This is a genomic window from Pseudomonas sp. TE3899, assembly GCF_056279105.1.
This window is the reverse complement of the sequence record NZ_JBWBQR010000001.1, coordinates 3,112,694-3,132,141: the sequence shown is the minus strand read 5'-3', so window position 1 is coordinate 3,132,141 and position 19,448 is coordinate 3,112,694. Positions and strand designations below refer to the sequence as shown.

The 19,448-nt window shown below is 60.9% G+C and carries 17 protein-coding genes; 7 read left to right on the top strand and 10 right to left on the bottom strand.

Annotated elements, in window-relative coordinates:
- The 6 genes from ACZ89E_RS14285 to gcl form a co-directional block, all read right to left on the bottom strand.
- Nucleotides 1-915, bottom strand: coding sequence for an urea transporter (locus ACZ89E_RS14285; protein WP_149656987.1), 915 nt, complete (start codon nt 913-915; stop codon nt 1-3).
- 135 nt (nt 916-1,050) lie between these two features.
- Complete coding sequence (pyk, locus tag ACZ89E_RS14280; protein ID WP_149656986.1) at nt 1,051-2,466, bottom strand: pyruvate kinase; 1,416 nt, start codon at nt 2,464-2,466, stop codon at nt 1,051-1,053.
- A complete protein-coding gene (locus ACZ89E_RS14275) occupies nt 2,456-3,736 on the bottom strand; it encodes a glycerate kinase type-2 family protein (protein ID WP_476255903.1) in 1,281 nt (426 codons plus the stop codon). Before ACZ89E_RS14275 ends, pyk begins: the two co-directional genes overlap by 11 nt.
- Before the next feature lie 180 nt (nt 3,737-3,916).
- Nucleotides 3,917-4,810, bottom strand: coding sequence for a 2-hydroxy-3-oxopropionate reductase (locus ACZ89E_RS14270; protein ID WP_133839090.1), 894 nt, complete (start codon nt 4,808-4,810; stop codon nt 3,917-3,919).
- Nucleotides 4,811-5,022: 212 nt separating this feature from the next.
- Nucleotides 5,023-5,805, bottom strand: coding sequence for a hydroxypyruvate isomerase (hyi, locus tag ACZ89E_RS14265; RefSeq protein WP_149656984.1), 783 nt, complete (start codon nt 5,803-5,805; stop codon nt 5,023-5,025).
- A 145-nt stretch (nt 5,806-5,950) separates the two neighbouring features.
- On the bottom strand, nt 5,951-7,726 hold the full coding sequence (gene gcl, locus ACZ89E_RS14260; RefSeq protein ID WP_123510515.1) for a glyoxylate carboligase: 1,776 nt from the start codon (nt 7,724-7,726) through the stop codon (nt 5,951-5,953).
- A gap of 267 nt (nt 7,727-7,993) precedes the next feature.
- Here gcl and ACZ89E_RS14255 point away from each other — a divergent pair, with 267 nt between their 5' ends.
- Both ACZ89E_RS14255 and ACZ89E_RS14250 read left to right on the top strand, forming a co-directional pair.
- A complete protein-coding gene (locus ACZ89E_RS14255) occupies nt 7,994-8,434 on the top strand; it encodes a GlcG/HbpS family heme-binding protein (RefSeq protein WP_149656983.1) in 441 nt (146 codons plus the stop codon).
- Between the two features lie 99 nt (nt 8,435-8,533).
- Entirely contained in the window at nt 8,534-9,601 is a 1,068-nt protein-coding gene (locus ACZ89E_RS14250) for an alpha/beta hydrolase (protein WP_476255902.1), read from the top strand.
- A 55-nt stretch (nt 9,602-9,656) separates the two neighbouring features.
- Here ACZ89E_RS14250 and ACZ89E_RS14245 read toward each other — a convergent pair whose 3' ends face one another.
- Nucleotides 9,657-10,265, bottom strand: a complete 609-nt coding sequence (locus ACZ89E_RS14245) for a TetR/AcrR family transcriptional regulator (protein ID WP_149656981.1) — start codon at nt 10,263-10,265, stop codon at nt 9,657-9,659.
- Between the two features lie 135 nt (nt 10,266-10,400).
- On the opposite strand from ACZ89E_RS14245, the gene ACZ89E_RS14240 reads away from it, so the two are divergent.
- A complete protein-coding gene (locus tag ACZ89E_RS14240) occupies nt 10,401-11,315 on the top strand; it encodes a DUF808 domain-containing protein (protein ID WP_149656980.1) in 915 nt (304 codons plus the stop codon).
- Between the two features lie 304 nt (nt 11,316-11,619).
- Here the strand turns inward: ACZ89E_RS14240 and ACZ89E_RS14235 are convergent, their stop codons facing one another.
- Together ACZ89E_RS14235 and ACZ89E_RS14230 are read right to left on the bottom strand one after the other, a co-directional pair.
- Complete coding sequence (locus ACZ89E_RS14235; protein ID WP_149656979.1) at nt 11,620-12,408, bottom strand: MlaA family lipoprotein; 789 nt, start codon at nt 12,406-12,408, stop codon at nt 11,620-11,622.
- Nucleotides 12,401-13,699 carry a serine/threonine protein kinase gene (locus ACZ89E_RS14230; RefSeq protein WP_054049439.1) on the bottom strand — a complete coding sequence of 433 codons (1,299 nt, stop codon included), beginning with the start codon at nt 13,697-13,699 and terminating at the stop codon, nt 12,401-12,403. Before ACZ89E_RS14230 ends, ACZ89E_RS14235 begins: the two co-directional genes overlap by 8 nt.
- Before the next feature lie 225 nt (nt 13,700-13,924).
- Between ACZ89E_RS14230 and ACZ89E_RS14225 the strand changes: the two genes are divergently transcribed.
- Nucleotides 13,925-14,293, top strand: coding sequence for a hypothetical protein (locus ACZ89E_RS14225; RefSeq protein ID WP_054615728.1), 369 nt, complete (start codon nt 13,925-13,927; stop codon nt 14,291-14,293).
- A gap of 121 nt (nt 14,294-14,414) precedes the next feature.
- Here the strand turns inward: ACZ89E_RS14225 and ACZ89E_RS14220 are convergent, their stop codons facing one another.
- Nucleotides 14,415-16,010, bottom strand: coding sequence for a glycoside hydrolase family 17 protein (locus tag ACZ89E_RS14220; RefSeq protein WP_476255901.1), 1,596 nt, complete (start codon nt 16,008-16,010; stop codon nt 14,415-14,417).
- A gap of 287 nt (nt 16,011-16,297) precedes the next feature.
- On the opposite strand from ACZ89E_RS14220, the gene ACZ89E_RS14215 reads away from it, so the two are divergent.
- From ACZ89E_RS14215 to ACZ89E_RS14205, 3 genes are all read left to right on the top strand, one after another.
- Entirely contained in the window at nt 16,298-17,149 is an 852-nt protein-coding gene (locus ACZ89E_RS14215) for a glycine betaine ABC transporter substrate-binding protein (RefSeq protein WP_149656975.1), read from the top strand.
- Nucleotides 17,150-17,432: 283 nt separating this feature from the next.
- Nucleotides 17,433-17,744 (top strand): DUF485 domain-containing protein, encoded by a 312-nt coding sequence (locus ACZ89E_RS14210; RefSeq protein ID WP_008148580.1) that lies wholly within the window; start codon nt 17,433-17,435, stop codon nt 17,742-17,744.
- Nucleotides 17,741-19,399, top strand: coding sequence for a cation acetate symporter (locus tag ACZ89E_RS14205; protein WP_149656974.1), 1,659 nt, complete (start codon nt 17,741-17,743; stop codon nt 19,397-19,399). Before ACZ89E_RS14210 ends, ACZ89E_RS14205 begins: the two co-directional genes overlap by 4 nt.
- Nucleotides 19,400-19,448: the final 49 nt, after the last annotated feature.

Genomic DNA, 19,448 nt, shown 5'->3' with positions numbered 1-19,448 from the left:
TCAGCGAAGCCTAGGTTGATTCTCCCCAGGAGCGCAAGGCTCAAGGGCGACTGTGGCTTTGCCGAGCTTTTGAGTGGCGGCGCGGACCAGCCAGCAGGCGAGGATGAACGGCGCGGTCAGCGTGGGCAGACCGATGGCGGCAAACACCGGCGTCAGCCACAGCGCTGACGCAATACCGAGCACAGGCAGCCACGACCGCTGGCGCTGCGAACTGAAGGCGAGGGCGGCGAGTACGGCGTTATAGCTCCCGAGCCCGAGCAATGCGCTATAGAAGTCGTGGTGCAGCAGGCTCCAGCCCATGCCGGCGACGGACGCCAGCAACGCCCAGCAGAAGGCGCGGCGATCAGCGATCAGCAAACCCATGGCAATCATCGCGCCGGCCAGTGGATGACCAAGGAACATCACCTGGCCGAGGCCTTTGAGGGGCGCCACGAGCATGTTCAGCGTGTTGATTTCGATCAAATGCGCCGTGGTCGACGGTGTGGCGAAGCACAGCAACAACCAGCTCATTCCCACAAAGGGGGTGGTGTAGGCCGGCAGATATTGGCTGACCCGCGCGCGTTTGAGCCACTGCTGCGTAATCATCGCGCTCAGACCGCCGCAGGCAATGATTAGCAGGGGCAACATCGCGGACCAGGGGAAATACAGGCTCAGCAGCACGCCAAGCAGAACGCCGTTATAGCTGAACAGCCCGGCCTGACGATCAGCCTTGGCATAGCCGCGACGTTGCGCGGTAAGCAACCCGGCGACCCCGCCCAGCAGCGCACCGCCGAGCAGCGCGGGTGCGGTAAAAAGAATCGCCAACAGACACAGCAGACCGCACAGCGGATGGCGCTGGAGGAAGATCTGACTGAAGCCGTTGAGCAGGGCCGTGGCCCAGTCGGGGCAGTGGGTGTTGAAGTGGTTGGCAGGCATGATAAGGGTCTTAGTACCGATCGTTCCCACGCTCTGCGTGGGAATGCCTCAATGGACGCTCTGCGTCTGCTCTTGGGACGCAGAGCGTCCCGGGCTGCATTCCCACGCAGAGCATGGGAACGATCATCGTGTGGGTTAAATCAACGTCTCGATACGCAACGAATTAGTCGACCCCGGCTGCCCAAACGGCACACCCGCGGTGATCAACAACGTATCCCCGCGCTGCGCCATGCCTTGGGCCTGGGCAATCTCCAGCGCCGTCGAACACACCTCATCCACCTGGCGCAGCCGATCATTGACCACCGAGTGCACGCCCCAGGCCACGGTCAAGCGGCGCGCGGTTTGCAGGTTGGGCGTCAGGTTGAGGATCGGCACCGTCGGCCGCTCCCGCGCCGCCCGCAGGCTCGAAGTCCCGGACTCGCTGTAGTTCACCAGCACCGCCACCGGCAGCACGTTGCTGATGCGACGAATCGCACAGCTGATGGCATCGGAAACCGTGGCTTCAGCCTTCGGCCGGCTGACGTCCAGTTGCGTCTGATAGTCCGGGCCGTTTTCCACCTGGCGGATGATCTTGCTCATCATCTGCACCGCCTCCAGCGGGTACTCGCCGGACGCGGTTTCCGCCGACAGCATCACCGCATCCGCGCCTTCAGCCACGGCGTTGGCGACGTCGGTGACTTCGGCGCGGGTCGGGGCCGGGGAGAAGCGCATCGACTCCAGCATCTGCGTCGCCACCACCACCGGCTTACCGAGCTGACGGCAAATGCTGATGATGTTTTTCTGAATCTGCGGCACGCTTTCGGCCGGCACTTCCACGCCCAGATCCCCGCGAGCGACCATGATCGCGTCGCTCAATTCGGCGATTTCCCGCAGTTGAGTGACCGCCGACGGTTTCTCGATCTTCGCCATCAAGAACGCCTTGTCGCCGATCAGCGCACGGGCTTCGCGGATGTCCTCCGGGCGCTGCACAAACGACAGCGCCACCCAGTCCACGCCCAGCTCCAGACCGAAACTCAAATCGCGACGATCCTTGGCAGTCAGCGGGCTCAAGTCGAGCACCGCTTGCGGCACGTTCACGCCTTTGCGATCCGACAATTCACCGCCATTCAGCACCGTGGTATCGATCGCGTCGGAGTACTGGGTGACGACCCGCAGGCGCAGTTTGCCGTCGTCCAGCAGCAGGTCCATCCCCGGCTCAAGGGCGGCGATGATTTCCGGGTGCGGCAGGTTGACCCGGCGTTGATCGCCCGGGGTCGGATCGAGGTCCAGGCGCAGGGCCTGGCCGCGATGCAGTTGCACCTTGCCCTCGGCAAACTTGCCGACCCGCAGTTTCGGGCCTTGCAGGTCCATCAGAATCCCCAACGGGTAATTCAACTGACGCTCGACTTCACGAATCCACTGATAGCGCTGGGCATGGTCGGCGTGATCGCCGTGGCTGAAATTCAGGCGGAAGATATTCACCCCGGCCTGCACCAGTTCACGAATGTCATCGATGCCGTCGGTGGCCGGGCCGAGGGTGGCGAGGATTTTGACCTTTTTATCAGGCGTCATTTTTTGTGCTCTCGAGAATCAGGATCGCGCGGAAGTCGTTGACGTTGGTGCGGGTCGGCTCGGTGACGATCAGGGCGTCCAGCGCCTCGAAATAGCCGTAGCCATTGTTGTTGTCCAGCTCGTCGCTGGCACTCAAACCGAGGGCAACCGCGCGGGCATAGCTGTCCGGGGTCATGATCGCGCCGGCGTTGTCTTCGGAGCCGTCGATGCCATCGGTGTCACCGGCCAGGGCGTACACGCCAGGGAGGCCTTTGAGGCTGTCGGTCAGGCTCAACAGGAACTCGGCGTTGCGCCCGCCGCGACCATTGCCGCGCACGGTGACCGTGGTTTCGCCGCCGGACAGAATCACGCACGGCGCCGCCAATGGCTGGCCATGCAAAACGATCTGCCGCGCGATGCCGGCGTGGACCTTGGCCACTTCCCGGGATTCGCCTTCCAGGTCACCGAGGATCAGCGGGCTGAAACCGGCCTGGCGGCACTTCACCGCCGCCGCTTCCAGGGATTGCTGGGGGCGGGCGATCAATTGGAAATGACTGCGGGCCAGGCTCGGGTCGCCGGGTTTGACGGTTTCCGATTCGGGGCTTTGCAGCCAGGTGCGCACGGACACCGGGACGTCGATGTCGTAGCGCTTGAGAATCGCCAGGGCTTCGGCGGAGGTGCTCGGGTCGGCCACGGTCGGGCCGGAGGCGATGACGGTGGCGAGGTCGCCCGGCACATCGGAAATCGCGTAGGTATAAACAGTCGCCGGCCAGCAAGCCTTGCCCAGGCGCCCGCCCTTGATCGCCGAGAGGTGCTTGCGCACGCAGTTCATCTCGCCGATGGTCGCGCCGGATTTGAGCAGGGCTTTGTTGATCGATTGCTTGTCCGCGAGGGTAATGCCTGCCGCCGGAAGGGCGAGCAGTGCCGAGCCACCGCCGGAGAGCAGGAAGATCACACGGTCGTCTTCGGTCAGGTTGCTGACCAGGTCCAACACCCGTTTGGCGACGGCAAGACCGGCCGCATCCGGCACCGGGTGCGCGGCTTCGACCACTTCGATTTTTTCGCACGGGGCGCCGTGGCCGTAGCGGGTCACCACCAGGCCCGAGACTTCGCCCTGCCAGCAGCGCTCGACCACTTGGGCCATGGCGGCTGCGGCTTTACCGGCACCGATCACGATCACGCGACCGCTGCGATCTTTCGGCAGATAGGCTTCGAGGACTTGCTGCGGATGGGCTGCGTCGATGGCTGTGGCAAACAGCTCGCGCAGCAGGTGTTGCGGATCGACCGACATGGCGGGCTCCCAATCTTATTGTTCTTGGTTTGGTGCTAATGATCGTTCCCACGCTGATCGTTCCCACGCTCCGCGTGGGAATGCAGCCCGGGACGCTCCGCGTCCCTTGCGAAGCGGACGCGGAGCGTCCATTGAGGCATTCCCACGCGGAGCGTGGGAACGATCAGTGCCGCAAAGGGCTTACTTCTTATCGCGAATCGAGAAATTCGCCATGTGTTCCAGGCCCTTGATCAGCGCCGAGTGGTCCCAGTTGCTGCCGCCGATGGCCGCGCAGGTGCTGAACACTTGCTGGGCGTTGGCGGTGTTCGGCAGGTTGATGTTCAGTTCCTTGGCGCCTTGCAGGGCCAGGTTCAGGTCCTTCTGGTGCAGGCTGATGCGGAAGCCCGGATCGAAGGTGCCCTTGATCATGCGCTCGCCGTGTACTTCGAGGATCTTCGACGACGCGAAACCGCCCATCAGCGCTTCACGGACCTTGGCTGGATCGGCACCGTTTTTCGAGGCGAACAACAGGGCTTCGGCCACAGCCTGGATGTTCAACGCCACGATGATCTGGTTCGCCACTTTCGCGGTTTGACCGTCGCCGTTGCCGCCAACCAGGGTGATGTTCTTGCCCATCGCCTGGAACAGCGGCAGGGCGCGTTCGAAGGCGTCGGCATCGCCGCCGATCATGATGCTCAGGCTCGCCGCCTTGGCGCCGACTTCACCACCGGACACTGGCGCGTCGAGGTACTGGGCGCCTTTTTCGTTGATCTTGGCGGCGAAGGCTTTGGTGGCGGTCGGCGAGATCGAGCTCATGTCGATCACGACTTTGCCTTTGCCGACACCGGCAGCAATGCCGTCGGCGCGGAACAACACGTCATCGACCTGCGGGGTATCCGGTACCATGATGATGATGAATTCGGCTTCCTGGGCGACTTCCTTCGGGTTGGCCAGGGCGACGGCGCCGCCGGCAATCAGATCCGCCGGGGCGGCGTCGTGGTGCGCCGACAGGAACAGGCTGTGACCGGCTTTCTGCAGGTTCAATGCCATTGGGTGGCCCATGATGCCGGTGCCGATAAATCCGATTTTAGCCATGAGAAAATCCTCTTGTTTTTGTGTAGCTCCCGATGCTTGACCGGTGAGCCTTTTGTGGCGAGGGGGCTTGCCCCCGTTGGGTCGCGAAGCGGCCCCAAAACTGTATTCACGGTGAATCAGACAGAACGCGTATGCAGGTTTTACGACTGCTTCGCAGCCGAACGGGGGCAAGCCCCCTCGCCACATAAGCCCGCTCCCACAAGGGGAACTGCTCAGATTGCGTTATGGGTTTTCAACCAGCCCAGGCCCGCTTCTGTGGTGGTCAGCGGCTTGTATTCGCAACCGACCCAACCCTGATAACCAATGCGATCCAAGTGTTCGAACAGGAAGCGGTAGTTGATCTCTCCGGTGCCCGGTTCGTTGCGCCCTGGGTTGTCTGCCAACTGCACGTGGTTGATTTCGCCCAGGTGCGATTGCAGGGTGCGGGCCAGGTCGCCTTCCATGATTTGCATGTGGTAGATGTCGTATTGCAGGAACAGATTGGCGCTGCCGACCTGTTCGCGAATCGACAGGGCTTGCGCCGTGTTGTTCAGGTAGAAACCCGGGATGTCGCGGGTGTTGATCGCTTCCATCACCAGTTTGATGCCCACCGCTTGCAGCTTGTCGGCGGCGTACTTGAGGTTGCTGACAAACGTCTTTTCCACGGTGGCGTCATCGACGTTTTGTGGACGAATACCGGCCAGGCAGTTGACCTGGGTGTTGCCCAGGACCTGGGCGTAGGCAATCGCCAGATCGACCCCGGCGCGGAATTCCTCGACCCGATCCGGCAGGCACGCGATACCGCGTTCGCCCTTGGCCCAGTCACCGGCCGGCAGGTTGAACAGCACCTGGGTCAGACCGTTGGCGTCGAGCTTGGCCTTGATCTCGGCGGAGCTGAAGTCGTAAGGGAACAGGTACTCGACACCACTGAAACCGGCCTTGGCGGCCGCTTCAAAACGGGCAAGAAAATCCTGTTCGGTGAACAGCATGGACAGGTTGGCTGCGAAACGCGGCATGGTGGTCTCCCGTAAATGTGTGAGGGCCGATCGTTCCCATGCTCTGCGTGGGAATGCCGTCCCGGACGCTCTGCGTCCAGCCGTTATGTGACGCGGAGCGTCACCGGATGCATTCCCACGCAGAGCGTGGGAACGATCATAGTGGTCAATCGAGCAACGAAATCGCGGTTGGCGCATCGTTGCCGACCAGCGCCAGGTCTTCGAATTCGTTGACGGCGTTGATCTCGGTGCCCATGGAAATGTTGGTTACGCGCTCCAGGATAATCTCGACGATCACCGGCACCTTGAACTCTTCGATCAGCTCCTGGGCCTTGCGCAGGGCAGGCTGGATCTGACCCGGTTCGAACACGCGCAGTGCCTTGCAGCCGAGGCCTTCGGCGACTGCGACGTGGTCGACACCGTAACCGTTGAGCTCCGGAGCGTTGAGGTTATCGAAGGACAGCTGCACGCAGTAGTCCATGTCGAAACCGCGCTGGGCCTGACGGATCAGCCCCAGGTACGAGTTGTTCACCACCACGTGGATGTACGGCAGTTTGAACTGCGCGCCCACCGCCAATTCTTCAATCATGAACTGGAAATCATAGTCGCCGGACAGTGCCACGACCTTGCGCGTCGGATCGGCCTTGACCACGCCCAGCGCCGCCGGAATGGTCCAGCCCAACGGGCCGGCCTGACCGCAGTTGATCCAGTGACGCGGCTTGTAGACGTGCAGGAACTGCGCGCCGGCAATTTGCGACAGACCGATGGTACTTACATAGCAAGTGTCTTTGCCGAACACTTGGTTCATCTCTTCATACACGCGCTGCGGCTTGACCGGCACGTTGTCGAAGTGGGTCTTGCGTTGCAGGCTGGCCTTGCGCTGCTGGCAGTCTTGCAGCCAGGCGCTACGGTTTTTCAGCTTGCCGGCGGCCTGCCATTCGCGAGCGACTTCGATGAACACGGTCAGCGCGGCCGCGGCGTCGGAGACGATGCCCAGGTCCGGGTTGAACACGCGGCCGATTTGCGTCGGCTCGATGTCAACGTGAATGAATTTGCGGCCTTCGGTGTAGACGTCGATCGAACCGGTGTGGCGGTTGGCCCAACGGTTACCGACGCCCAGCACCACGTCCGATTTCAACAGCGTCGCGTTGCCGTAGCGGTGCGAGGTTTGCAGGCCGACCATGCCGACCATCAACGGGTGATCGTCCGGGATCGTGCCCCAGCCCATCAGGGTCGGGATCACTGGAATGCCGGTCAGCTCGGCGAACTCCACCAGCAAGTCGCTGGCATCGGCATTGATGATGCCGCCACCGGCCACCAGCAACGGACGCTCAGCCTGGTCGAGCATGGCCAGGGCCTTCTCGATTTGCACGCGGTTGGCGGTGGGCTTGGCCAGCGGCAGTGGCTGGTAGGCGTCGATGTCGAATTCGATTTCAGCCATCTGCACGTCGAACGGCAGGTCGATCAGCACGGGGCCCGGACGACCGGAGCGCATTTCGTAGAACGCTTTCTGAAACGCGTACGGCACCTGGCCCGGTTCCATGACGGTGGTGGCCCACTTGGTCACTGGCTTGACGATGGCGGTGATGTCGACTGCCTGGAAGTCTTCTTTATGCATGCGCGCCCGCGGTGCCTGGCCGGTGATGCACAGGATCGGGATCGAGTCGGCCGAGGCGCTGTACAAGCCGGTGACCATGTCGGTGCCCGCCGGGCCGGAAGTGCCGATGCACACGCCGATGTTGCCGGCCTTGGTGCGGGTGTAGCCCTCAGCCATGTGCGAAGCGCCTTCAACGTGGCGAGCGAGGACGTGATCGATGCCACCGACCTTCTGCAAGGCGGAGTACAGCGGGTTGATCGCGGCGCCCGGGATGCCAAAAGCGGTATCAACCCCTTCACGGCGCATCACCAGAACGGCGGCTTCGATTGCTCTCATTTTGCTCATGGTTTTGGTGCCTCTTACGTTTTGTAATTGTATACAAGTGGCTTTGCGCAGAGTGTATTCACGGCGGACGGCGCAGGTCAATCCATTTTCTCAAGCGGCTGTTTCATTCGTCGGAAGCCCGTTCTACTGTGGCTTTTCGTCGCATGTGGCGCTTTTCGAGAATTATTGTATACAAATAAATAATCTATTGTGTTCTATTTGTTGAATCGGACTGCGGCACAAAACCGCAGCCCAACCGCTTTCCAATAACAAAATGAGGACGGCACCATGAGCGCTTTAACCTTGAAAGACGCAGTGAACCTGACGAACCAGGCCATCGCCGCAGGGCGTGCAGTTTCCGCAGCTCCACTGACCATCGCGGTATTGGATGCCGGCGGACATTTGATTTCTTTGCAACGGGAAGACGGCGCCAGCCTGCTGCGCCCGCAAATCGCCATCGGCAAAGCGTGGGGTGCGATAGCGCTGGGCAAGGGCTCACGCCTGCTGGCGCTGGACGCCCAACAACGCCCGGCATTTATTGCCGCGCTCAATAGCATGGGGCAGGGCAGCGTGGTGCCGGCACCGGGCGGTGTGTTGATTCGGGATCAGGACGGCAACGTGCTGGGTGCGGTAGGCATCAGCGGCGATCTGTCGGATGTGGACGAACAATGTGCGATCAGCGCGATCGAGGCCCAGGGCTTGCGCGCGGATGCTGGGGTGACGGCTTGATCTGAAGTAAATCGACACCGCCGGCAGCGCGGTGATGACGAAGCGGGGCGGGGTCGATAGACTGCCGCCCCTCTCGTTTTTGTATCAAGGAAGATCTGCGTGAAGACGCTACTTGGCATCACTCTGGCCACGGCCATGACCCTCTGCACACCCTTTCTGCACGCCGCCGAACCGCTGGACGCCGAAGACATTGCGTTCCAGGCCCTCAGCCCGGTGGTCACCGCGCTGCTCAATGCCGACGACGTCGATGAGCTGATGGCCCGGGCCGAAAAGCTCGAAGACACCGACACCCTGCAGGCCATCGCGGTGTATCTGGCGGCCAGCCGTGAAGACCCCAAGCAACTGCTCGCGCCTTATCAGGTGGCGGCGCTGTTCGCCCGGCGCGGCGATGACAAACTGGCGCAACGCTTCCTGAGGGAAGCCGATGATCGCGGCATGTGGTTCGGCCCGATGCTGGCCAGCGACGAAGACTTTTCCGAACTGCGCCAGACCGCCACTTACAAAACCGTGTTGGCCAACGCCCAGCAGCGCTATCAGAAAATCGCCCCCGGCAAGGTTGGCGCGATTTCGGTGCTCAATCCTCCCGCCGGTGTTCCCGTGCCCGCCGCGTGCCGGCCGGTGCTGGTGTGGATGCATGGCTACGGGGTCAACGGCGAGGTCGATGATTATCAGTCGCTCGCGGACACCGGCGCGATCGTTCTCGGCATCAACGGCACCGAGATGATCAATGCGGTCGACAGCTTCCGCTGGATCGGTCCGGGCTTTGAAGGCACCCATAAAGCGGTGCAGAACGGCTTGAAAGAACTGGAGGCGCAGCAATGCATCGACCGCAAGCATGTTTACTTGATGGGCTTCTCCCAAGGCTCGCAACATGCCGGCGCGCTGTTGGCGCAGCATCCGGATGACTACGCCGGCGCACTGCTGGTGTCACCCGGCGGTATGCAGCCAACGCCGACCGTGAGCAAGGCCCATGGCAAGCGGGTGTTCGTGATCAACGGCAAGATGGAAGGGCCGGGCAACCAGCAGATGGCCACCGATTTCCGCAAGCTGTTCAGTGATGGCAACGAGGTTAAATCCCGTACCCATGAAGAAGGGCACACGTTCCCGGATGACTGGCGTACTTCGTTCCCGCAGGCGCTGCGCTGGTTGATGGGCAGCGAAGCTTGAAAGCAAAAGATCGCAGGTTTGAAGGCTGCGATCTTTGCTTGATTGAAGACCGGATCTAACGATCCGGTTCACACCCCTTGAGCACCAGGCGAATAATCGTCTGCGCTGCCGCTTCATAATCCGCCTCATCCAGCTTCGACTTGCCGGTGACCGCAGAAATCTGCCAGTCGAAGTCGGCGTACGTCTGGGTCGCGGCCCAGATGCTGAACATCAGGTGGTTGGGGTCGATGGGGGCGATCTGGCCGCGGTCGATCCAGGTCTGGATGCAGTCGATGTTGTGCTTGGCCTGCCCATTGAGGCGTTCGACCAGGTCGGCGCTCAGGTGCGGCGCGCCGTGCATGATTTCGCTGGCAAACACCTTGGAGGCGAAGGGCAGGTCGCGGGAGATGCGGATCTTGGAGCGGATGTAGCCGCTCAGCACTTCACTGGGCACGCCGTCGGCGTTGAACGGCGTCGAGGCCTGCAGGATCGGCTCGATGATGCTTTCCAGGACCTCGCGGTAGAGGTTTTCCTTGGATTTGAAGTAGTAGTAGACGTTGGGCTTGGGCAATCCCGCCTTGGCCGCGATATCGCTGGTTTTGGTCGCAGCGAAGCCCTTGTCGGCAAATTCTTCACTGGCGGCACGCAGGATCAGTTCTTTGTTGCGCTCGCGGATAGTGCTCATAAACCAGGGGGTTCCTTGCCTGTTCTGGCGGTTGCGCATGGTAGCACCGGGCTCGCGCGGCGCTCAAGAATGCACCGTGCGGCGCTCGGCCGCGCTATGCTGCGCGGCATTCATTACTCGAAGGAAACCTGATTCATGGCAGGAAGCAGTTTGCTGGTGCTGATCGACGACATCGCCGCGGTACTCGACGACGTGGCATTGATGACCAAAATGGCCGCGAAGAAGACGGCTGGCGTACTCGGCGACGACCTGGCGCTCAATGCCCAGCAAGTCAGCGGTGTGCGCGCCGAACGGGAAATCCCGGTGGTCTGGGCGGTCGCCAAGGGCTCGTTTCTCAACAAACTGATCCTGGTGCCGTCGGCATTGGCCATCAGCGTGTTCATTCCGTGGCTGGTCACGCCGTTGTTGATGGTCGGCGGTGCTTACCTGTGCTTTGAGGGTTTCGAGAAACTGGCCCACAAGTTCCTGCACAGCAAGGCTGAAGACGACGCCGAGCACGCGCAACTGGTCGAGGCCGTGGCCGATCCGGCCACGGATCTGGTGGCGTTCGAACAGGACAAGATCAAAGGCGCGATCCGCACCGACTTCATCCTCTCGGCAGAAATCATCGCCATCACCCTCGGCACCGTCGCCGGCGCTTCGCTGACCCAGCAAGTGATCGTGCTGTCGGGCATCGCCATCGTCATGACCATCGGCGTCTATGGCCTGGTGGCGGGCATCGTCAAACTCGACGACCTGGGCCTGTGGCTGACCCAGAAACCGGGGCAAATGGCCAAAAGCATCGGCGGCGCGATCCTGCGGGCGGCACCGTACATGATGAAAAGCCTGTCGGTAATCGGCACGGCGGCGATGTTCCTGGTCGGCGGCGGGATCCTGACCCATGGCGTGCCGGTGGTGCATCACTGGATTGAAAGCGTCAGCGCGAGTGCTGGCGGTGCGGCGTTTATCGTGCCGACGTTGTTGAATGCGGTGGCGGGGATTGTGGCGGGGGCGGTGGTGTTGGCCGGCGTCATGATCGCAAGCAAGATCTGGCGCTCAGTCAAAGGCTGAACCTGTAGGAGCAAAGCTTGCTCGCGATGAGGCCATAACATTCAACATCTGGGTTGACTGCCGAGCCGCCATCGCGAGCAAGCGTTGTTCCTACGGTGGGTCGGTGGTGGTGTTGATTGATCGTTCCCACGCTCGGGGTGGGAATGCAGCCCGGGACGCTCCGCGTCCCATTCAAAGCTGAACGCGGAGCGTCCGTTGAGGCATTCCCACACAGGGCGTGGGAACGATCATCAGGAAGCAAAAAGGCCATTCGACTCGCATCGAATGGCCTTTTTTATTGCCGCCAGATTGTGTATCGCCAGCGTTACTCGGCGATCTGCAACTTACGCGACTCGGTGTACACGTAACGCACCTTCTCGTACTCGAACGGCGAGTTCAGCTGACCGTAGCGGAAGCTGGTCTGGTAGCGCTTGTCGACGCCGCGCAGGACCCAGATTTCCGGGTGGTTGGAGCTGACTTCGGAGACGTTCAGGAAGTTGACCGCCGACTCGCCGGTGTAGTCGACCACCAGCCCGGCGGTGTCGCGCAGGTTGGAGGGGCCGAGGATCGGCAGCACGAAGTAGGCACCGCCCGGTACGCCGTAGAAGCCCAGGGTCTGGCCGAAGTCTTCGCTCTGGCGCGGCAGGCCCATGGCGGTGGCCGGGTCCCACAGGCCGGCAACGCCGATGGTGGTGTTGAGCAGCAGTCGCGCGGTGGTTTCCAGCGAGCGGTGGCCCTTGAGCTGGAGCATGCTGTTCAACAGGTTCGGCACGTCACCGAGGTTGTTGAAGAAGTTGCTCACACCGGTGCGCAAAAAGCTCGGGGTCACGTAGCGATAGCCGTCGACCACGGGCAGGAACACCCATTGGTCGAAGCGGTAGTTGAAGTGGTAGACCCGACGGTTCCACTCCTCCAGCGGGTCGTAGACGTTCAGCGCGTTGAGCGTCGAACGCTCGAACTCGCGCTGGTCCAGGCCCGGGTTGAACTTGAGTTTGCTCAGCGGTTCCTTGAAGCCATCGTTGTCGATCACGACCGGCGCGTTGGCTTTGCTGTTGTCGGCATTGGCGACGCCTGCACAGAGTAACGCTGCGATAAGCAGGAGATATTTAGCCACGGAAGAACTCCAGCATGGCGTCGCTGTTGACGCGATAGTTAAGGTTGCCGCAATGGCCGCCCAATGGGTAAACGGTCAAGCGATCGCCGAAGGTGCGGCGCAGGAAACCCAGGTCGCCAGGGCCGAGGATCACGTCGTCGGCGTTATGCATGACGGAGATTTTCGGGCTGTCGTGCAGGTAATCCTTCAAGGCATACAAACTCACCTGGTCGATCAGTTGCAGCAGGCTGCCGCCGTCGGTGCGGGCGCGCCACATCGGGATGACTTGCTCAGTGATGTAGCAGTCGAAGTCGCATTGCAGCGCACGCTTGAGGAACGGCGTGAGGCTGGTGCCTTCGGTGATCGGGTACTTCGGCGGCGTGATCAGGCCACGGCGGTTGATCAGGTCGGAGGTGAAGGCAATGTCGGCCGCCGAGAACCGGAACGAGGTGCCGATCAGCATCGCCATCTGTTCGTTGGTCAGGTGCTGCTTGGACTGCTGGAAGTCATAGAGCAGGGCATCGTTGAGGTCGATGTAGCCTTTTTGCTGGAAGTAGCGGGTCAGTTTGTTCAGCACCAGTTCATAGAAGGTGGTGCTGTTGTTGATGCCCTTGACCTCGGTCTGCACCAGCTTGTCGAGGTTGGTGATCGAGGTGTAGAGGTTGACCGGCGGGTTGAGCAGCAAGACTTTCTTGAAGTTGAAGCTGCGACGGGTTTCGTCCAGGTGCGCGACGAAGGCTGCGTCCAGTGCGCCGAGGCTGTAACCGGTCAGGTAGTACTCGGTGACGGGCGTCTTCGGGTTTTGCGCCCGCACGGCTTGCATCACCCGGTACATGTCTTCGGCGTCTTCCTTGGTGATACCGGGCGTGGCGAAGCGTGACGCGGCGCTCATGAAGTCGAAGCTGGTCGGCGACGACAGCTGCACCACGTGGTAGCCGGCCTTGTAGTAAAGCTTCTTCAGGTATTCGTTGAGGCTGCTGTCATAACGCGCGCCGGTGCCGGCGATCAGGAAAATCAGCGGCGCGGCGTGATCCTGGGTGGCGATGCGATAGGTGAGTTTCTTCACCGGCCAGAAGTTGTCCGGCAGGCTGAATTCACGCTCCGGGCGCAAACGGACGCTACGGTCCTGCTGATTGATGTCTTCGTTGGCCGGCAACTCCGGGCGCAACTCCGGTGGAGTGGTGGCAATGGTCGCCTCGAACGGGTTCGTCAAGGGGTAGCCATAGCTGGCGGCGTCGATGTCGACCGCCAGTGCGGACGCACTCAAAATAAGGCCGCCAAACAGGGCGGCGAAGCGCAAGGAACGGAGCATGACTAAATCCCTTAGAGGAAAGGTGCCGATTGAGGTTCGCAGGCTATGACCACGGGGTTTGCGCCAAAGTGCCATGGATCGGCACCAATCAGGCCTAAATTCGGGGTAATAGTAGCTGGACGATACACTTTGCAGTGATTGCCTGCCCAGTTAAGTGTTGTTAAGGCTTGCACAAAGCCGCCGGGCGCTTAAGCTGGCCGCCGTTTTCGTCTATTGGAGTGCTTCATGTCCCGCCGTCTGCCCGTGATTCTGCTGCTTGTTTTGCTGCCTTTATGGCTGGCCGCCAGTTATGGCGCGCGTTATGGCTTCATGGAGGACGCGCAATGGGTCGGCCTGTGCGTGGACGAGGCGAGCCGCTGGGAGTGCCAGGTCCGCTCGAACCTGGGGCTGATGATTCACTTCAAGGTCTTGGGCTGGGGCGCAGTCGCCGCGGCGGTCATCGGTTTTGTCGTACCGGGGCGGGCAGGGTGGTGGCTGGCGGTGTTGGCGCTGGTGCTGGGGTTCCCGGCGTTGGCGTTGTACAACACGACGCTGGCAGTGTTTGCGGTGGTGATTGCGGCGTTGCGGTTGGTTCGGGCTTCTCGTAGCGCCTGATAGATCGCCTTCGCGGGCAAGCCTTGCTCCTACGGATTGTTGTCGTTCACATCATTTGTGAACGACACACCCCTGTAGGAGCGAGGCTTGCCCGCGAAGAGGCCCGCAAAGGCTCCGAAGATCAGCCCTTGCGAACCCGCAAACACCGCCACAACGCCGCCGCCATCAATACGCTCACCAGCGCCCAACCCCAGGCCTGCTGGTTCTGCAACCCTTCACGAAACAGCTGCGGCGCAATGCCGGCACCGATGATGAAGGTCAGCAGCGCAATCTCCCGACGCGGTACGCTCACCGGACGGCACAGGTACACCAGCGCCGGCAGGATAAACGCGACACTCGGGAAACTGCGATAGCGTGGGTCGAACACCAGCTCCAGCATCATCACTGCCGCCGCAAACCCGGCGGCTGCTACCAGCCAGCCTGCTCGGCGCTCCAGCAGATTAAAGGCGCATTCACGCCAACCGTTGCGCGCACTCAAGGTCAGCGCGGCATGGGCCAGCACCAACAGATTCAATGCCGTCAGCAAGCCGACCCACAGCCATTCACTGGCAAACCGGGTGGTGACCCGCGCCAGGTCGCCCCAGGCCCCGATCGAGCAAGCCGCCAGCGCCGCCAACAGTGGCAGCACCAACGCCGCGCGGGTGCTGCGGACCCGACCGCCCAGCAGCAAGGTGCCAAGGAAGATCACACCGCCCACCGCCAGCCATTGTGACCAGTACGGCACGTTGGATACCGGACCGGCCAGCACGCCCTTGTCCTGGCGATCAGCATCAAACAGGCCCCAGTAACCGCCGACCGCGCCTTCGCTGGCGCGCTTCCACGGCTGGTCAAAGGCTTCGATCAGGTTGTAATGCCAGCCCTGTTGCTCGGCCATGGCGACAAAACCACGGATGAACTTGGCTTCGTTGACTCGGCTCGGCAGCGCGGTTTCACGCTGGCGACCTTCGCTCGGCCAGCCGGTTTCGCCGATCAGCACGTCCTTGGGCGCGAACTTGTTGCCGAACACCTGGCGCACTTCGGCCACGTGTTGCAGGGCGGCGTCGATGTTCGACGGATCATCTTCCCAGTACGGCAACAAATGGATGGTCAGGAAATCCACCGCCGGGGCGATTTCCGGGTGCTTGAGCCAGAACTCCCAGACGTCGGCATAAGTGACCGGCTGCTTGATCTGGCTTTTCACCTGATTAATCAGCTTCGCCAATTGCGCGCCAGTGACTTCCTTGCGCAGCAGCGCTTCGTTGCCGACGATCACCGAGGTCACGACGTCCGGGTTGGCGTTGGCCGAAGCGATCAGCAGATCGACTTCCTTGGCCGTGTCCACGGGGTTGCTGTTGACCCAGGCACCGATCATCAGCTTCAACCCGTGCTTGCGCGCCAGGTCGGGCAGGGCCTCGAGGCCGGTCATGGAATAGGTGCGGATGCATTCGAAGCTTTTGGACAGCAGCGCGAGGTCGGCGTCCATGCGCTCGGGGCGCAATTTGAACGGCTGGTCGAACGGCGACTGGTCCTTGTCGAACGGGGTGTAGGAGGCGCATTGCAACTTGTGCGTGGCGCTGGCCACGTCCGGCAGAATCACCGGTTTGCCGAGGCCGTACCAGAAACCGCCAAGGGCAAACAGCCCGAGCAGGCAGGCGAAAACATAAGCGAAAAAAGGAAAGCGTGATGTCGCGGGCATGGTCAGGCCGTCTGGGAGCAAAGCCGCGCATGTTACCTGCATTTGCCCCGGGCTTGGTGCCCTGCATGATTTTGACATGCAAAGTTCGGGCGGATCGGGCGGGGTGGTTGCGGCGATCACGATTAATGGCGTTCTGATGTCGTTTCTCGATGCCTTGAGGTCGTTGGCAGCACAGGTCGCTGTTGTCGTGAGGTTGATTATCGAAGCGTCAGTACTCCGCTGACGTTTTCACGATTTTGCGGTGAGGCGTGATGGGGGCGCTGTGCACCATAACAATACGTTGACGCCGCTCGGCATCCGTCGGGCGCAGCACTTTCGGGGAAGTAACGATGAAGATGCGACGACTTTTAGGCGCGAGTGCCGCTCTGGTGCTTGCGATTGGCTCCACATTCGCCAATGCCGAGAGCAAGACCCTGAGCATCGGTTACGTTGACGGCTGGTCCGACAGCGTTGCGACCACTCACGTGGCCGCCGAAGTGATCAAGCAGAAACTCGGCTATGACGTGAAGCTGCAAGCCGTCGCGACCGGGATCATGTGGCAAGGCGTGGCCACCGGCAAACTCGACGCCATGCTGTCCGCCTGGCTGCCGGTGACCCACGGCGACTACTGGACCAAGAACAAGGATCAGGTCGTCGACTACGGCCCGAACTTCAAGGATGCAAAAATCGGCCTGATCGTGCCGGAGTACGTGAAAGCCAAGAGCATCGACGATCTGAAAACCGATGACAGCTTCAAAGGCCGTATCGTCGGCATTGACGCCGGTTCGGGCGTGATGCTCAAGACCGATCAGGCGATCAAGGACTACGGTCTGACCAACTACACCCTCAAGGCCAGTTCCGGCGCCGGCATGATTGCCGAGCTGACCCGTGCCGAGAAAAAGAACGAATCCATCGCTGTCACCGGTTGGGTGCCGCACTGGATGTTCGCCAAGTGGAAACTGCGCTTCCTCGACGACCCGAAAGGCGTGTATGGCGCGGCTGAAACCGTGAACAGCATCGGCAGCAAGGAATTGGCAACCAAAGCGCCGGAAGTGGCCAAGTTCCTGAAAAACTTCCAGTGGGCCTCGAAAGACGAAATTGGCGAAGTCATGTTGGCGATTCAGGATGGTGCCAAACCTGAAGCCGCGGCCAAGGATTGGGTGGCCAAACACCCGGAACGCGTTGCCGAATGGACCAAGTGATTTGAGCGCAAGCGTCTAATCAGCATCTCTCAAGGCCCCTTGGCATAACTGCCAAGGGGCCTTTTGCATTCCTGTAGGAGCAAGGCTTGCCCGCGATGGCGATCCCGAGCACGCCGTCGCGGGCAAGCCTTGCTCCTACAGATGCAAAGCAGGCTAATTATTTTGTTCTAGAAATTGGCGAAACCGTCATGTCGTTCTAATACTAAGGTCGTCTGGAAGCCGTCCCGCAGCCGCATAAAGTGGCTACGTTCTAACAATAATTTGTGCTGCGAGGATAAAAACAATGAACGACAGCATTTACCTCTCGATTCAAAACAGCCCGCGCTTCAAGGAGCTGGTTAGTAAACGAGAAAAGTTCGCCTGGATTCTATCGGCGATCATGCTTGGGCTTTACTCCGGATTCATCCTTTTGATTGCTTACGGGCCGCATATTCTGGGGGCGAAAATCAGCCCTGAATCTTCGATTACCTGGGGGATACCGATTGGTGTCGGGCTGATTCTCTCGGCCTTTATCCTGACTGCAATCTACGTACGACGCGCCAATGGCGAATTCGACGACCTGAACAATGCGATTCTCAAGGAGGCTCAGCAATGATCCGGCGTCTAATGGCTCTATTGAGCATCGCAGCCTTCGCACCAGGCGCCTGGGCGTCTGAAGCCCTGACCGGCGAAGTGCACAAACAACCGCTCAACGTGTCCGCGATCCTGATGTTCGTGGCGTTTGTCGGTTTGACCCTGTGCATCACCTACTGGGCCTCCAAGCGCAACAACTCGGCGGCCGACTACTATGCTGCCGGCGGCAAGATCACCGGTTTCCAGAACGGCCTGGCGATTGCCGGTGACTACATGTCGGCGGCGTCCTTCCTGGGGATTTCCGCGCTGGTGTTCACCTCTGGCTACGACGGTCTGATCTACTCGATCGGCTTCCTGGTGGGCTGGCCGATCATCCTGTTCCTGATCGCCGAGCGCCTGCGTAACCTGGGTAAATACACTTTTGCCGACGTGGCGTCTTACCGCCTCGGGCAAACCCAGATCCGCACACTGTCCGCCTGCGGTTCGCTAGTGGTGGTGGCGTTCTACCTGATCGCGCAAATGGTCGGTGCCGGCAAGCTGATCCAGCTGCTGTTCGGTCTCGACTACTACGTCGCGGTGATCCTGGTCGGTATCCTGATGTGCATGTACGTGCTGTTCGGCGGCATGCTGGCGACGACTTGGGTGCAGATCATCAAGGCTGTGTTGTTGCTGTCCGGTGCCACGTTCATGGCGCTGATGGTGATGAAGCACGTCAACTTCGACTTCAGCCAGCTGTTTTCCGAGGCGATCAAGGTTCACCCTAAAGGTGAAGCGATCATGAGCCCGGGCGGCTTGGTGAAAGACCCGGTCTCGGCGTTCTCCCTTGGCCTGGCACTGATGTTCGGTACCGCGGGCCTGCCGCACATCCTGATGCGCTTCTTCACCGTGAGTGATGCAAAAGAAGCGCGCAAGAGCGTGTTGTATGCAACCGGCTTCATCGGCTACTTCTACATCCTGACGTTCATCATCGGCTTCGGCGCGATCTTGCTGGTCAGCACTAACCCTGCGTTTAAAGATGCGGCTGGCGCGCTGTTGGGCGGCAACAACATGGCGGCGGTGCACCTGGCTAACGCGGTGGGTGGCAGTATCTTCCTGGGCTTCATTTCGGCAGTCGCGTTCGCGACCATTCTGGCTGTAGTGGCTGGTCTGACGCTGGCCGGCGCTACGGCGGTGTCTCATGACCTGTACGCCAGTGTGATCAAGAAGGGTAAAGCCAACGACAAGGATGAGATCCGCGTTTCGAAAATCACCACCGTCTGCCTGGGTGTGTTGGCGATCGGCTTGGGCATTCTGTTCGAAAGCCAGAACATTGCGTTCATGGTAGGCCTGGCGTTCTCCATCGCGGCGAGCTGTAACTTCCCGGTGCTGTTGCTTTCCATGTACTGGAAGAAACTGACCACGCGCGGTGCGATGATTGGTGGCTGGTTGGGCCTGATCAGTGCCGTGGGCTTGATGGTGCTTGGGCCGACCATTTGGGTGCAGATTCTGCATCATGAGAAGGCGATCTTCCCTTACGAGTATCCGGCGTTGTTCTCGATGGCGATTGCGTTTATCGGGATCTGGTTCTTCTCGATCACTGACAAGTCGACTGCGGCTGACAATGAGCGGGCGTTGTTCTTCCCTCAGTTTGTTCGTTCGCAGACTGGGTTGGGGGCGAGTGGGGCGGTTTCGCACTAAGGCTTTTATATAAGCTGCGTTGAATGGAAATGCCCTGGTCGAGAGATTG

What these genes read in the sequence shown, in the direction of transcription:
- ACZ89E_RS14285 (WP_149656987.1), bottom strand. Translation starts at nt 915, where the DNA reads ATGCCTGCCAACCACTTCAACACCCACTGCCCCGACTGGGCCACGGCC.
- pyk (WP_149656986.1), bottom strand. Translation starts at nt 2,466, where the DNA reads ATGACGCCTGATAAAAAGGTCAAAATCCTCGCCACCCTCGGCCCGGCC.
- ACZ89E_RS14275 (WP_476255903.1), bottom strand. Translation starts at nt 3,736, where the DNA reads ATGTCGGTCGATCCGCAACACCTGCTGCGCGAGCTGTTTGCCACAGCC.
- ACZ89E_RS14270 (WP_133839090.1), bottom strand. Translation starts at nt 4,810, where the DNA reads ATGGCTAAAATCGGATTTATCGGCACCGGCATCATGGGCCACCCAATG.
- hyi (WP_149656984.1), bottom strand. Translation starts at nt 5,805, where the DNA reads ATGCCGCGTTTCGCAGCCAACCTGTCCATGCTGTTCACCGAACAGGAT.
- gcl (WP_123510515.1), bottom strand. Translation starts at nt 7,726, where the DNA reads ATGAGCAAAATGAGAGCAATCGAAGCCGCCGTTCTGGTGATGCGCCGT.
- ACZ89E_RS14255 (WP_149656983.1), top strand. Translation starts at nt 7,994, where the DNA reads ATGAGCGCTTTAACCTTGAAAGACGCAGTGAACCTGACGAACCAGGCC.
- ACZ89E_RS14245 (WP_149656981.1), bottom strand. Translation starts at nt 10,265, where the DNA reads ATGAGCACTATCCGCGAGCGCAACAAAGAACTGATCCTGCGTGCCGCC.
- ACZ89E_RS14240 (WP_149656980.1), top strand. Translation starts at nt 10,401, where the DNA reads ATGGCAGGAAGCAGTTTGCTGGTGCTGATCGACGACATCGCCGCGGTA.
- ACZ89E_RS14230 (WP_054049439.1), bottom strand. Translation starts at nt 13,699, where the DNA reads ATGCTCCGTTCCTTGCGCTTCGCCGCCCTGTTTGGCGGCCTTATTTTG.
- ACZ89E_RS14225 (WP_054615728.1), top strand. Translation starts at nt 13,925, where the DNA reads ATGTCCCGCCGTCTGCCCGTGATTCTGCTGCTTGTTTTGCTGCCTTTA.
- ACZ89E_RS14220 (WP_476255901.1), bottom strand. Translation starts at nt 16,010, where the DNA reads ATGCAGGTAACATGCGCGGCTTTGCTCCCAGACGGCCTGACCATGCCC.
- ACZ89E_RS14215 (WP_149656975.1), top strand. Translation starts at nt 16,298, where the DNA reads ATGAAGATGCGACGACTTTTAGGCGCGAGTGCCGCTCTGGTGCTTGCG.
- ACZ89E_RS14210 (WP_008148580.1), top strand. Translation starts at nt 17,433, where the DNA reads ATGAACGACAGCATTTACCTCTCGATTCAAAACAGCCCGCGCTTCAAG.
- ACZ89E_RS14205 (WP_149656974.1), top strand. Translation starts at nt 17,741, where the DNA reads ATGATCCGGCGTCTAATGGCTCTATTGAGCATCGCAGCCTTCGCACCA.